Genomic DNA, 13132 nt, shown 5'->3' with positions numbered 1-13132 from the left:
GATGCCGGCCGTTTCTTGAGTACGGTCAAGCGTCGCCTCGAGGCTGCGGATTTTGCCGCCGAACTTGATCTAGAGCAGGGGCGCGGGTGACGGCTTGGGACCGCTTACGGACTGAGTCATCAAATCTGGCTCCACCGGGGTTCGCGCGCCGACTTGATCGGCGACAACCCTTGCGCCGTCGAAGTTTTCACCGCCGATGCCGCGGCGTGAATTGATCACCCGCCACCCGGCCACAGAGCATTTGAGCAACAATCGTTGGCAGATCTACGATGTAGTTGATTTATCAACGGAAACGTAGCAGGGTCTGTCGGGTGGCGCGCCACTGCCGATAGTGAGCGCCCTCGTCTTGGGTAGCGAAAGGTATGAAAGCAATGGCCGATCAGTTTGATAACCGTCCAACTCTGTTCGTGATCAGGCACCTCCCAGGCCCGAACTTTCGACCTGAGGTCGCGCCCACCGAACAGGACGGCGTCGCCGAACACTTTGCATACGTCCAACAACTCGAAGAGGCGGGGGCGATCCTGCTGAGTGGACCGCTGCTGGCGGAAGGCGCTGGTGGCCTGATGGTCCTCAGTCCCCGCATCGACGCGGCTGAGGCTTCCCGCATCGCGGAAAACGACCCGGCGATCAAGTCGGGTTTGGTCGTCGCCGACGTGCTGCCATGGATGATTACCGCGGGCGACTTCTCGTACCTGACCTAAACCGGTGTCAAGCCGGCTGGCGGTCAGACCTCTCACCTCACCTGAGGGGGCTCGGAATCCGAACAGAGACAGATAGTTTCGCCGTACGGTGTACGACCCCGATGCCTCGACGGGCTCCGGCTTTCGGCCTTGGGCGGTGGCGCCAATCTGCCAACAGAAATCACCGAGCTGCTGGCCGGAGCCGCAACCGCGCCCCGTCATGCACGCAGGTCCGTCACGCTCCAACTCGGGGACGTGCATTACGACACCGAAACCTCTCGGCCGCTTGCCTGCGGCGCGGATTATCAAGCGGGATGTTGTCGAGCTGGATTAACTCCCTACCCGGGAGTCACCGTGCGCTTGGTGAAGTCCAGAACGGTCCGAACAAGAGCGCCGGGTCACCGACCATCGGGACATGGCGAGGTGACGAACGCGTGCCGACCTGGCCATTCCTGCCATAACTTCGACGCCGCCGGACGCCGGGTTACGGTGGTGCCGAGTATTTGACAGCTGCGTTGGCGGACTATACTGTGACAGCCGTTACAGTCAGCGTTCGCGGTGGCACGGCGGTGCCTCTAAGGGCTGTCATGTGAGGAGTAGGGGTATGCCGCGCCTGGACCCGCAAGCAGCCGGTAAGTCCGCCCGCAAGGGCGTAGGGGGTGGCGCCGCGGCTTATCGGGCGCCCCGATGCGGCATCCTGTCCGAGGTGGCCGACGGTGACGCGATCGCTTCGTCAATGACACCCAGGTCCGCGCTGAGCTCCGGGTCACGCGAATGTCCTTGCCAATCAACGGAATCGACTCGTCTGACCTTCGGCCTTACTTCGTCTTGCGGGACGACTCGGGAACCGCTGCACGTGTGTCGGCGTCGCGCCGTCTCGTTCCTTGGAAGTTCTATCGAAAATTTTTGAGACTGCATTCAAAAATGCTCCGATGTGGTGTACCTTGCCTCAGGAGCAGCGTTGTGAGCCGGAGCACACGGCAAACGACAGTGGTCAGCGCGACGGGGAGGAGGCGAGTTTTCGATGGCAACAGAGACGCCGACGGTGGCGACTACGCGCGCCGGGTCAGTAAACGGCGACAGCGGGCACCGCGGCGCCCTGCATCGCGCGCCTTTCGGCAACGGCGCCGCGCCGGATGGCTGGCGCGCGGTACTGACGCAGCCCGGCGCCAGCGTGGCCAAGGCTGCATCGCGAGTCGGCGCGATTCCGGCGCGCAGCACGGCGACCACGGGTCGCGCTGTACTGATGGCGGCCGCGGTCTTGCGGTATGCCGTCCTCGACACAATTTCGATGCGGTTACCCGTCGGTGAGCTCATCGTGCAGGCCTGGACCCTGCTCAAGGTGACGGCAGTTCCAGCGGTGCTGATGGCGGTGCCCTTCGGCGCGATGATCGCTGTCCAGGTGTCCGGCCTCGTCAACGAGGTGGGGGCAAACTCACTCATCGGGTCGGCAATCGGGGTCGGTGTCGTTCGTCAGGGCGCACCAATGACCGCGGGGTTGCTGATGGGCGGCGCCGCGGCCTCGGCGATCGCCGCCGACTTCGGGGCCAGAGCGATCCGCGAGGAACTCGATGCACTGAGAACACTCGGTATCGATCCGGTGCAGCGTCTGGTCGTGCCGCGCTTTCTGGCCCTGGTACTCATCGCGCCGATCTTGTGCACCATCGTCATCGCGTCCGGCGTGGCAGCAGCCTTCACGATCTCGGTCACCGTCAACGACGTGACGCCCGGAAGCTTCTGGCTGTCATTCGGCTCGTTTGCGAAGATGGTTGACGTCTGGTTTGCGATGGGCAAGACCGTCACCTTCGCCGCGTTTGTCGCAATCATCTCCTCGATGCGGGGCATGGAGGCCAAGGGCGGACCGCGTGGTGTGGCGGATGCCGTCAACGCCGCTGTCGTGCTCAACGTCGTCTGCATCGTGACCGCGAATCTGGCGATCACCCAGCTGGAGACGATGTTCTTTCCCATGGCGGTGGCATAGTGGCGCCGCCGATACTGCCAGGCTCTCGCGCCGTCCCGTCAACGTATCTGAATTTTGGCCGGGCACCGGTCAGACTCGTTAATGGGACACTGAGAACCGCAGGCCAATGGGTGGTGTTCATCGCTCAGACCGTGTGGCTGCTACCGACAACTGTTCGGCGGTACTCACGGGAAACAGTGCGAGTGATGAACAGCCTGGCGTGGGGCCGGGGTTCAATAGTCGTCGACGGCGGCGTGATCAGCATCCTGACAATCCTTGGTGTGACCATCGGCGCAATGGTGGCCATCGAAGCTTATGCGACGCTCAACTTGATCGGCCTCGGCGCGCTGTCCGGAATCATCGGCGGGTGGGGAAACATCCGAGAGATGGCACCGCTGGTCACCGGCGTGGCGTTCGCCTCCCAAGCCGGTTGCCGGATGACTGCCGAAATCGGCTCCATGCGGATCGCGGACGAAATCGATGCCACCGAGTCGATGGGGCTGCGATCGATACCCTTCGTCGTGGGCACGCGTCTCGTCGGCGGAATGATATGTGTGGTACCCGGCTTTCTGCTCGAGTTGATGGTTGCTTTCTTCACCTCGGATCTGGTGATTCGCGTTTCTTATAATCAACCAGCCGGAACATACAATCACTATTTTGTTCAATTCCTCTCCCCGACAGACATCGGATATTCGCTCATTAAGGCGATTATTTACTGCGCCGCCGCAACGTTGATTCATTGTTATTACGGTTATTTTGCATCAGGCGGACCCGTTGGGGTCGGACAGGCTTCAGGACGCGCAATTCGCGCGAGTCTCGTCACCATTATGGTCCTTGACATTATGACGACGGTCATGATTTGGGGCTGGACGCCGAAATTCGAGTTCAAGGGCTAGGGGAGAAGCTTGCTATTCCGGATGTCGGAGGCTGCCGAAGCGCGCCGGCTGACCATGATCGGCGCGGTGCTCGCGCTGTGCTTGTTGGTGACGGGCGTGTTGATCGCCGTGAACCCGTTTCGTGGCCGTCCGGCGAACCGTATCTCGATCGTCATGGACCTGCCGTATCTGGGTCAGGGAGTCACCGCGGGTACCGCGCTGATCATGCACGGGGTCAACGTCGGCCAAGTCACCTCCGTGTCGAGCCTTGCCAGCGGTGGTGTCCGGCTCAACGCTGACGTCCGATCGGGACCCACTGCCGGTTTAACCGACAAGATGAACGTCGACTTTCGGCCGTCCAATTATTTCGGTGTCACCGCCATCAACCTGGTTGCCGGCACGGGCGGGGCACCGCTGCGAAATGGCTCGCGAATCGACACCGTTCCGAAGGGAAACTTCACCCTGCAGGCGTTGCTCTACCGGCTGGGTGAGATCACCGGCGGCGTAGTGACGCCGCAATTGGTGCGCGTAATGGACCGCGCCACCCGGTTCACCGACGGGCTCAATCCACTCATCGAGACGATCGTGGTCGCGGCCGAGGCGGTGACGAAGGTGCAGACGGTAAGTACCGAGCAACTTTTGAGAAATACGACCGGTGTGAGTGTGGCATTCCCAGGCACGCTGGACTCGATTACTTCTGCTGGCTATAACTTCGATCACAACTCTGGATTCGTGAGGTTCATGCAGACCGCCGACGGCTGCCTGCCCGGTCAAGATTTTGTCAACCTTGCCCCTTCCCTCGGCCAGTATCAAACAGATGAATATTGGAACAAGAGGTCTATAGCGACGCTTGACCTGCTGGCAAATAGATTCTTCGGTGCATTGGGCAAGCTATTGTCGTCCCACCCGCAAGACTTGATGCCTGCGGTCGATCTGGTCAAAACTCTGACCGATGTAGTGCCCGGTCTGATAACACCGGCCAACATCTCCTCAGACTTGGTGGAATTGCGAACTCGACTGGAAAATCTGTATGCGGGATCCCCTGAACAACGGGCGATACAGACACACATCGTTCTGGATGAATTACCCGGTGTGGCTGCGCCGCTCGGTGCGATAGGAGCCCAGTGATCACGCCCAAGGCCGCATTGTGGCGATTCGCGTTGGCCGCCGCCGCCGCACTGGCGGTGTTCATCGTCCTGGTCAATGTCCTGCGACAACCAGTTGCCGCACCCACACGCTCCTACACAGCTCAATTCACGGATGCGTCGGGCCTGCACGTCGACGCTGACGTGCGGGTCCGGGGAGTGCGGGTCGGGAAAGTCAAATCGCTGGCGCTCGAGCGTAGGGCTGGACAGAGCCTCGCAACGGTCGAGTTCAGTCTCGACAAGCGCTACGCAGTGGTGTCCACGTCGCGGTTGGCCATCAAATACCAGGCGCTCACCGGGTTGCGCTACGTCGATGTCGTCAATCCGTCCGAGACGGCGCCGGCGGCGAGCATTGTGTCGCATGTTCCGATCACCATGACGCAACCGTCGTTCGACATCACCACTCTGTTCAACGGGCTGCAGCCCGTCATCGCGACCTTAAGTCCCAGCGATATCGACACCTTCACCGAGAATGCCGCGACGTATCTGTCGGGCGAGGGCGGACTCAAGCCGATGCTCGACAGCGTCCGAAAGCTGACTCAGTTCGCGTCCGACCGCGAACAAGTCATCGCGACGGTGATGCGCAACCTCGACGCTGTGGCCGACACGTTCGGCGGGCATTCGAAAGATTTCGTCCAGGTCCTGAAGTGGCTGAATCAGCCGTTGGACGCGGCGATCTCGGTCATGGACGAGTTTCGTAAGTCGGAACTGTACGGACCTGCCTTCACCGCGCCCACTCTCCAAGTCCTTGCCAACGCAGGGTTTCCGCTCGGGCCCGCCACTCGGGTGCAGCAACCCGACGGCAGAATCGACGTCGTCGACTCCTCGCGGAGCGACATCGCCGACGGTCTCGACAAGGCAATCACGCGCTTCGACGACTACAGTCGCGACGTCCTCAAGCTGATACCGGTGATGTGGGACAACGTCCCCCCGCCAGGGGCGCCTGATACACCATTGCCCTGTTCGCGGGGTCGCGCGCAACTGCCCGACTCAATGGACGTGCTCTTGAATGGCCAAAGGGTGATCTTGTGCAATCGATGAAAATTCTCAAGAGTTCGACGTTCTGGGGTGTCACCGCGCTGGTACTGGTCGCCGTGCTGGCGCTCACCGCTGCCGAAATCAACATCAATCCTCCGGGCCAGAAGACGATCTCTTTCTACACCGATGATGCGGCGGCGATCCATCCCGGTGACACCGTGCGGATTGCCGGGATCACGGTCGGCAAAGTGAAAGATCTGTCAATCGAACCGAACCAGGTCAAGGTTCGCGCAACCGTGGACCACGACGCATTTGTTGGCGATCAGTCACAAATTCAGGTCCGGATGCTCACGGTGGTTGGTGGTTATTACGTCAATTTGGTATCGCTGGGCAGAAAGCCACTGGGTGCAAATCCCATCCCGGTAGAGCGCGTGACGATGCCATACAGCCTGATGCGGGCGCTGACCGATTCGACAAAAATCACCGAGCGAGTTAATCCGAAGCCGATTCGCGAATCATTGGATCAAATCCAGGAGGGACTCACCGGCACAAACGTGCAGACTCTTTCCGCCGTTATCGATGCGGGCAATGCCCTCACGTCCACGATCGAGCGTCAGCGGGGGCAGGTTACGTCGATCCTCAATCTTTCCGATGAGTACATCGAGGCGCTGCGCAATTTCACCGGCGAATTAAAGGTCCTGGTGAGCAAACTTGCCATCCTCGAGGAGACGCTCGTTCTGTACGGCAAGGGTTTCGGCGAGGCCCTGAAAGGTATGGGCGACGTCGGTGATGCGTTCCTGCGTCCCTTCGGCGACTTCTGGGTGAACCACCGCGAGGAGTTCATCGAGAAGGTTCGCGACTGGCAGGACAGAGTCACCCGGTGGAAGGACCACAACAGCCGGATCATTCCCAGACTTCGGCGGATCAGGAACAAGATCGAGCGGATGCTGGACGCGCAGAACGCACCACCTGAGTTGCTTGCCACAGATCTTTGCATCCCTATGGCGGGGAGTCCGTGCTGATGGCCTTCGGAATGGTTCGCCGCATATTTCGCGCCGCCGTAGCTACACTCACGGGCGCTGCAACCGTCGCTGGTGCCTCGTCGTGCGCCATGATGGGAGGCGAGAAGAGCGTCGCCTATTGCGCGATGTTCCCAGACACCATCGGCCTGTACGCCGGCAACCCGGTGACCCAGATGGGCTATCAGATCGGCAAGGTCACGTCCATCGCCGCTGACCCCACCCAGGTCCGGGTCGACTTCTCAATCACACAGAGCAGGCCACTCCCGCCCGACGTCAGGGCAGTCATCCGATCGCCATCGATCCTTGCCGACCGTTCGTTGGAACTGGTCGGCAACTACAGTTCCGGTCCGCGGCTCCAGGCCGGCAAGTGCATTCGGCTCGACCACTCGTTTTCGGCCAAGACGATTTCGCAGGTGGTCGGATCGACCTACACCTTTCTGAACTCGATCAACCCCAACGGGTCGACGAACGTCGGTGACACAGTTCGCGGACTTGACGAACTGGCGCACAACAACGGTGCCGGGATCAATCAGCTTGTGACCAGGACGTCAGCGCTACTTGACAGCCCAGACGAAGCGATCAGTGACATCGGCTCGATCCTCCGCAACACCGCCGAGCTGACCGGTGTCCTGCGCGAACTGATGCCGCCGTTGAAGCAGATCATGTACGACGCGCGCAAGACGACGCCGGACTTGGCGTTGGCGCTAGACGGTACGACAGGGCTCGCCGGTCCCGGCGGCGGAATGGGGACCCTCGGGCCACTGGCCGAGTTGGTGGCGATCCTGCAAACCAGATTGGGCGACGAGACACAGCAAGCGCTCGACACGGTCAGCGTCACGGTGCGGAAGCTGACTCCCCACGCGACCGCGTTGTCGGATCTTTTCACCCCGGTGCCGTGGTGGATCAACACGATCGCCAATCACTTCAACAGGCGTGATTTCCACACGTTCAACCTCGCCTATCGGCCCCCGTTGTATCGGGTTCGGACACACGATGGGCTAGCGCTCTGCGGCATGATGAACGCGTCGATGCCCGGCAGTTGCGCCGATGTCAATGGTCAGCCCTTTGCCGTCGACGTCGCGCTCCTGCAGTACGTGCTACAGCAGGCGGCGAAGCGATGAGGCGGCGAATATGGTCGGCTGTCGCCGTCGCGGCAAGTGCCATGTTGGTTCCGTCGTGTGCTTCCATGACCGTCAACTCGTTACCGCAACCGGGTAAGAGCTACGGCGACGGTTACGAAATCGTCCTGCAGTTCGCCAACGTCCTGAGCCTGCCCGACCGTGCGAAGGTCGTGCAGGACGGTACGACGGTGGGACTGGTCACCAAGATCAATCTGGCGAGCAATCACGTCGACGTCGTCACGCGGATCGACCCCGACGTGGTGGTGCCGGCAAATGTGCATGCGACGTTGCAGCAAGCCACGGTGCTCGGTGACACCTATGTCGCGCTCGAGCGTCCTGAGTCGGGTCCGCCGGCGCCGGCACTGCGCCCGGCCGGGACAGTTCCGTTGGCACAGACCACGTCTCCTCCCCAACTGGAGGACACGATCGCCAACTTGGCGAACTTCGTCGGCAGCGGATCCATTCAGCGTGCCCAAAACACCATCATCGGGATCAACAGGGTGACGCCGGCACGAAGCGGTGAATTCCGCGACCTGGTGAAGCGGGTAGACACCGACCTCGCGGATCTGAGCAACAACATGGACATGGTCGATCAGTGGCTTACGGGCGTATCCGGAACAGCCCAGGTCATGTATAACGACCTACCCGAATACAAGTACTTCTGGTCGACGGAGGGGATGCTGGGCTGGAAACGCTCATTCCAAGTCGGGTCTTACATCGCTACCGTGTTGCCCTCGATCGGCAGTATCTACAGCGGTGGCTACTGGCTTGTGCCCCTGCTCAAGTCGCTCGGCGGTGCGCTTGGAGCCCTGAAAGAGAGCAAATGGGCATTCGAGAACGAAGCGCCCGCGTGGCAGCGGCTACTCACGGACTACTTCCTGCCCGCAGATAAGTACCCGGCGATAAACATCACGTCGATAAAAGGGCCGGACGGGAAAGAGCTCATCGACAACGTGCAGGACGTGCTGCGGATTCTTGGAGCGACGCCATGAAATTAAAGGGCGCCTTATCGTTCGCGATGTTCGGAGTGATCATCGCTTTCGCCGTTAGCGTGATCTGGTCGTTCGGTGTTCGGACCGGCCCGCCTGCTCAGCGGACCAACCTGAGTATGGCGGTCCCCGACATCAAGGGCCTCGTTGTCGGTTCGAATGTGCTGCTCCGCGGGCAGCCGGTCGGCAAGGTGACCGAAATCAACACGGCGACTAGCGACGCTACCGTGCAGTTCTACGTCGACGGCAATCACCACATTCCCATCGACACCGACGTGCGGCTGGACAATCTGTCCGCGCTCGGTGAGGCCTACATCGGACTGGCGCCACGGACGAGCGGAGGTCCGGTATACAAGGACGGCCAACGTATCTCGCCGAAGTCGATAGAAGCGCCGCCGTCCATCTCGGAGTTGGCCACCAGCGTGGTGCGCGTGCTCAACCAGCTCGATCCCGGCCAGCTCAAACGAATTCTGGGCGAGGCCGACGCTGCTCTGCCCGCGCCGGAGCAGGTGCTGCCCAACCTGGCACACGCGAGCTCGCTACTTCGGAGTCAGGCGGCCAGCATGCATGGCCGGGGACAGGAAGTGATCGACAATTTCCAGGCGCTGCTGCGCAACGCGGGCTGGGTTGGCCCACTGCTCGGTGATCTCATTTCGCCCATTCGAGCGGCGGGTTTTGGGGCCGCCGGTACTTATCAAGGCATGATGCATACCCTGGAATGGAATAACCCGCGAGACATGGCGCTGTTCGGTGATTACCTGGACCGAATTCAGGCATTCCTGGACACGCGGGCTCCTGACCTCAAAGTTCTGACGGAGACGCTTTTGCCGCATTTCAAAGGCATTGGCGGAGCTCTGATGAATTTCGACAGTGGACAAATTCTTTCAAATATATTGAAGAGCATCCCGAAGGAGGGCGCGATTACACTGCACGTTGCCGTTCCCGACCGGTAGGCCGGGCAATCATCGAAGTTTTGAGGGGAAGCCGTGTCCATCACTGACCACGACATCGAGAACGCGTCGTCGGACGTCGTCGACGACGAGAAGCCAGAAGTGAACGAGAAGCCAGAAGCCGACAAGAAGCCGGCGAAGGACGAGAAGCCAGAGGAAACAACTTCAGAACCTGACGAAGCAGCGACCGTCAAGAGCAAGTCCAAGACGGACTCTGAGAAGTCCCGCGCGCGGGTGTCGATATCGGTGCGTACGTTGGTGATCGCGGCCGTTATTTGCGTTGCAGCCAGCGCGATCGGAGTGCTGGCGTGGCTGTACATCGGCGCGCAGAACAAATTGAGTGCGGAAGCCCGCGCTACCAGCAACAAAAGGCATGCGGAAGAAATAGCCCAGGACTACGCCGTGCATGCCGCCGAGATGAACTTCCAGGACCTCAACGCTTGGAAGGTGCGACTCGTCAAGGGCACCTCCCCTGAACTGAAGGAAAAGCTCACCAAGGCCGCGGGTGAGATGGAACAGATCCTTACTCCGCTGCAATGGGTTTCGACCGCGCGGCCCTTGGCCGCGAAAGTTCGCTCAGATGTGGGCGGGACCTATGTCGTCGACTCCTTCGTCAGCGTTCTGACCAAGACAATGCAAGCTCCTGAGGGACTGCAGTCGACCGCTACCTACAGTCTCACAATCGACAGCAACAAAGACTGGCAAATCAGCGACGTCGGCGGCATCGCCGCAGCTCTTGGACAGCAATAACAGGCGATGTTTCAAAGGATGTGCTGAGGGATGGAATCCGTAGCAACCGGCCGGACCGAAACTCGTCTCCGGAGCAGTCTCGTGATGATGTGCATGCTGCTCGTTGTCTCTGGAACGGCAGCTCTCATGGCTCGCGCCGGCGCTGATCCGCTCGATCCACCGGGCCGTGACACGGTGCCTCCGCCGTTGGCGGCGGTCAAGCCCATGGCAAATTGGCAGCCCAAATTTCCATTTCCGTTCGACCAGACTCGGGGGAACGTCACCGACGCGGATATCAATGCCGAGCGAGAAATGTGTGGGTGGTTCAATGCGGATTACGCGGATTTGAGGCTCCAGATCGAGAGATTCAACAACAGCGTATTGAGCAGGAACGGCAACTGGGATGCTGAGGGGATTCCGGAGCGGCAAGCTGCCATGACTGCGAATATTGATCAGTCGGTGGACTTCCTTGCTCCCCGTGCTCAGTCGCTGACTCAGAGTTATGACCACGCAGGAGATATGTATTTCCCGATTTACGAGGGTCAAAGCTTTTACATCCTCTGGCAGAACCTGTCGAACGTCAGCGCGGGCATAAAGGGCCATCAGCCGACCTGGTTCACCGGACCATCGTTTCAGCGGGTAATGCACTACGGCAGCAAGATTCAACGGTCCCATGTCTGCGACTGAACGTGGTCTGGTGGGCGGCATCTCGATGAGGAGGAGGCACACGTGTTGAGAATCCATGGCGGCACGGCTGTGCCGGCACGGGCACGTCAAGGTCGCGCGCCGGCAGTCGGCGCGACGTTGGTCGCGCTCGCCGCGGCGTTGAGTAGCGCCGTAGTGTGCGCTCCGCTGAGCACTGCCGATCCGTCCCCCGCGCTCCAACAAGCCGTCATGTCGGCGCGCGGTGGCACAAGTTGCCCGCCGCTGCGGTATGACCCGATCGTCGAGCACGCTGCGGAGATCGTGAATCACTCGACCGACGCCTACGTCAGCCACACGACGAGGAATTCCCCCGCGGACTCGCCGACAGGTGCACTGCCCATCCTCAAGGACCTCGGCAGCAGCGCGGGCAAATCGTGGTCGCTGCAGGGCGCCGGGCACAACAGCGACGCCGACGCGATCAAAGGCGCGATACTGGAAGGGACTACGCAGGGCGCCGGCGTTGGCTTGAATGTCAGCCCGGGTGTGTTCAAGACGCTGGAAGACACGGGTCCAGCGCCATTGGCGAATTGCTCCTACACCGATTTCGGTGTCAGCCTTCTCCACAATGCAGATACCGGACTCTCACTTGCTGTCGTCGTCCTGGCGGGCAAATGATCCCGGCGGCTGGTCAGCGGGCGCAACGGCGGGGTCGCGGTCTCCGGCGCGCCGCGGGGTCGATCGGTGCCTTGGCGGCGATCAGCATTTCCGCGCTCATAAACCCATCGACTGCGCGGGCTGATGAATCCGTCACCTATGAAGTCGTGTCCGACGTGATTACCGTGGCGAACATCGAATATGAGGATTCGTCAGGGCGGGTGGCGATACCGAACGTGCCGCTGCCCTGGCGAATTGACGCGACGATAGCCTCGGTAAAAGCTCCGCCGCCGAGTGGAAGCCAGGTTCGCGTGGATTGGCGTCCGAGCGCGGGCCCGTCCAAATGGGTAAGTGCGCGCATCTTTTACCAGGGCAAGCTCCTGTGCCAGAACACTCTTGATGTCGGTGATGCCGCTTGCTACGGCATTACGCCACGTATTACGTAGGCCCGCGATGAGACCCACCCTTATCGCCATAGTAGCCAGAGCAGATTTCCATCGTTTCGCTAAGTGGGCCGTGAGAGGTGGTCGGGAGAATTGGTGATTAGGTCAAAGCCAAGAACTGTTCGACGCCGACGCGGACTCGGTCGAGGGATCAGAGATGGCCTCTTCCGCACTGTGGCCGTTGTCGGGGTAGGCATGCTGGCCTTTAGCGATCCCGGGGTGGCGCAGGCCGATCCGGCACCGGGCGCCGGGCCTGACCCTTTTCCGGATATCCGGTTTTACGACGAGGTCAACGCTGAAGATTTCGCATCTCCGGGTGGAGTGTTTTTCTTGTCCCCGACAGGTCAGACGTGTGGGATCTGGCGCCGGGGCAGCTTCGGCTGTGCCGGCGATATTCCCGGCACCGGGCCGGGAATCGGCCATATCGGCTGGATCGAGGGAGACCGGGCAGTGCACTATGACTGGTCGGTAGCGGCGCGGTTTCCCGGCAACCAAGCCGACAAACCGTTGCCGCCGCACGCCCGCATCGACCACGAGGGAACGAGCTGCGCGGCAACTGGTGACAACAGAACCTACTGTGAGCGCGGGCCAATGAGGTTCGTCATCGAACCCACCAAGACCTGGCTGTCGGCGCCGTGGATAGACCTGGCCTGGGTTCAGCTCGGGCCGGCATCGTGTGCGCCACCCGGCGGCGGCCCGTGCTACTCGTAGTGACGAAGTCGCAAAGCTAGAACGCGAAATCGCGACTGCTGTCGGGCTCTGCTGCCGGCGCGCCGATGCTGGCGTTCGCCCTCGCCGGGATGGCCGCTGTTACGGGATCGTGTAGCCGCCGCTGACCGAGATGAGTTGGCCGGTGACCTGCCGTGCCGCCGTCGGCGAACAGAACCATGCCACTGCCTTCGCGACGTCCTCGGCGCTGGTCAAGCGGCGAAGCGGAGTGC

At 61.1% G+C, this 13132-nt stretch carries 15 protein-coding genes; 14 read left to right on the top strand and 1 reads right to left on the bottom strand.

The annotated features are described in order from the left end of the window. Positions 1–371: 371 nt before the first annotated feature. The 14 genes from HMPREF0591_RS20725 (at position 372) to HMPREF0591_RS20665 (ending at position 12902) form a co-directional block, all read left to right on the top strand. Entirely contained in the window at positions 372–701 is a 330-nt protein-coding gene (locus tag HMPREF0591_RS20725) for a YciI family protein (protein ID WP_007170580.1), read from the top strand. A 1003-nt stretch (positions 702–1704) separates the two neighbouring features. Beyond that, entirely contained in the window at positions 1705–2661 is a 957-nt protein-coding gene (locus HMPREF0591_RS20720) for an MlaE family ABC transporter permease (protein ID WP_007170579.1), read from the top strand. A gap of 110 nt (positions 2662–2771) precedes the next feature. After that, positions 2772–3536, top strand: a complete 765-nt coding sequence (locus HMPREF0591_RS20715) for an ABC transporter permease (protein ID WP_040623467.1) — start codon at positions 2772–2774, stop codon at positions 3534–3536. A gap of 21 nt (positions 3537–3557) precedes the next feature. Beyond that, positions 3558–4643 carry an MlaD family protein gene (locus HMPREF0591_RS20710; protein ID WP_007170577.1) on the top strand — a complete coding sequence of 362 codons (1086 nt, stop codon included), beginning with the start codon at positions 3558–3560 and terminating at the stop codon, positions 4641–4643. Beyond that, the gene (locus HMPREF0591_RS20705; RefSeq protein WP_007170576.1) at positions 4640–5701 is read left to right on the top strand and encodes an MlaD family protein; all 1062 of its coding nucleotides are present in this window, start codon (positions 4640–4642) and stop codon (positions 5699–5701) included. Before HMPREF0591_RS20710 ends, HMPREF0591_RS20705 begins: the two co-directional genes overlap by 4 nt. After that, the gene (locus HMPREF0591_RS20700) at positions 5698–6660 is read left to right on the top strand and encodes an MlaD family protein (RefSeq protein WP_007170575.1); all 963 of its coding nucleotides are present in this window, start codon (positions 5698–5700) and stop codon (positions 6658–6660) included. Before HMPREF0591_RS20705 ends, HMPREF0591_RS20700 begins: the two co-directional genes overlap by 4 nt. A gap of 89 nt (positions 6661–6749) precedes the next feature. Continuing rightward, positions 6750–7781: an MlaD family protein gene (locus HMPREF0591_RS20695; protein WP_007170574.1), complete on the top strand. Its 1032-nt coding sequence runs from the start codon at positions 6750–6752 to the stop codon at positions 7779–7781. Then, complete coding sequence (locus tag HMPREF0591_RS20690; RefSeq protein WP_176218135.1) at positions 7778–8773, top strand: MlaD family protein; 996 nt, start codon at positions 7778–7780, stop codon at positions 8771–8773. Before HMPREF0591_RS20695 ends, HMPREF0591_RS20690 begins: the two co-directional genes overlap by 4 nt. After that, the gene (locus HMPREF0591_RS20685) at positions 8770–9723 is read left to right on the top strand and encodes an MlaD family protein (protein ID WP_007170572.1); all 954 of its coding nucleotides are present in this window, start codon (positions 8770–8772) and stop codon (positions 9721–9723) included. Before HMPREF0591_RS20690 ends, HMPREF0591_RS20685 begins: the two co-directional genes overlap by 4 nt. 33 nt (positions 9724–9756) lie before the next feature. Beyond that, on the top strand, positions 9757–10470 hold the full coding sequence (locus HMPREF0591_RS20680; RefSeq protein WP_007170571.1) for a hypothetical protein: 714 nt from the start codon (positions 9757–9759) through the stop codon (positions 10468–10470). An 84-nt stretch (positions 10471–10554) separates the two neighbouring features. Further along, a complete protein-coding gene (locus HMPREF0591_RS20675; RefSeq protein WP_007170570.1) occupies positions 10555–11136 on the top strand; it encodes a hypothetical protein in 582 nt (193 codons plus the stop codon). 42 nt (positions 11137–11178) lie between these two features. Further along, the gene (locus HMPREF0591_RS20670; RefSeq protein ID WP_244269023.1) at positions 11179–11769 is read left to right on the top strand and encodes a hypothetical protein; all 591 of its coding nucleotides are present in this window, start codon (positions 11179–11181) and stop codon (positions 11767–11769) included. 71 nt (positions 11770–11840) lie between these two features. Further along, complete coding sequence (locus HMPREF0591_RS31165; protein ID WP_007170568.1) at positions 11841–12194, top strand: hypothetical protein; 354 nt, start codon at positions 11841–11843, stop codon at positions 12192–12194. A 192-nt stretch (positions 12195–12386) separates the two neighbouring features. Then, a complete protein-coding gene (locus HMPREF0591_RS20665; RefSeq protein ID WP_040623465.1) occupies positions 12387–12902 on the top strand; it encodes a hypothetical protein in 516 nt (171 codons plus the stop codon). A gap of 99 nt (positions 12903–13001) precedes the next feature. Here HMPREF0591_RS20665 and HMPREF0591_RS32445 read toward each other — a convergent pair. Next, positions 13002–13132 (bottom strand): SDR family oxidoreductase (locus HMPREF0591_RS32445; RefSeq protein ID WP_007170566.1); only part of this gene is annotated, 131 nt, incomplete at its 5' end.

It is taken from the genome of Mycobacterium parascrofulaceum ATCC BAA-614 (assembly GCF_000164135.1).
Taxonomy (GTDB): Bacteria; Actinomycetota; Actinomycetes; order Mycobacteriales; family Mycobacteriaceae; genus Mycobacterium; species Mycobacterium parascrofulaceum.
The sequence above is the reverse complement of the archived record's forward strand: the minus strand, read 5'-3'. Positions and strand labels throughout refer to the sequence as shown.

Bases quoted from the DNA above. Each gene is read 5' to 3' on its own strand.
- HMPREF0591_RS20695 (WP_007170574.1), top strand. From the start codon at position 6,750: ATGATGGGAGGCGAGAAGAGCGTCGCCTATTGCGCGATGTTCCCAGAC.
- HMPREF0591_RS20665 (WP_040623465.1), top strand. From the start codon at position 12,387: ATGCTGGCCTTTAGCGATCCCGGGGTGGCGCAGGCCGATCCGGCACCG.
- HMPREF0591_RS20710 (WP_007170577.1), top strand. From the start codon at position 3,558: ATGTCGGAGGCTGCCGAAGCGCGCCGGCTGACCATGATCGGCGCGGTG.
- HMPREF0591_RS20725 (WP_007170580.1), top strand. From the start codon at position 372: ATGGCCGATCAGTTTGATAACCGTCCAACTCTGTTCGTGATCAGGCAC.
- HMPREF0591_RS20720 (WP_007170579.1), top strand. From the start codon at position 1,705: ATGGCAACAGAGACGCCGACGGTGGCGACTACGCGCGCCGGGTCAGTA.
- HMPREF0591_RS20685 (WP_007170572.1), top strand. From the start codon at position 8,770: ATGAAATTAAAGGGCGCCTTATCGTTCGCGATGTTCGGAGTGATCATC.
- HMPREF0591_RS20700 (WP_007170575.1), top strand. From the start codon at position 5,698: ATGAAAATTCTCAAGAGTTCGACGTTCTGGGGTGTCACCGCGCTGGTA.
- HMPREF0591_RS20690 (WP_176218135.1), top strand. From the start codon at position 7,778: ATGAGGCGGCGAATATGGTCGGCTGTCGCCGTCGCGGCAAGTGCCATG.
- HMPREF0591_RS20675 (WP_007170570.1), top strand. From the start codon at position 10,555: ATGATGTGCATGCTGCTCGTTGTCTCTGGAACGGCAGCTCTCATGGCT.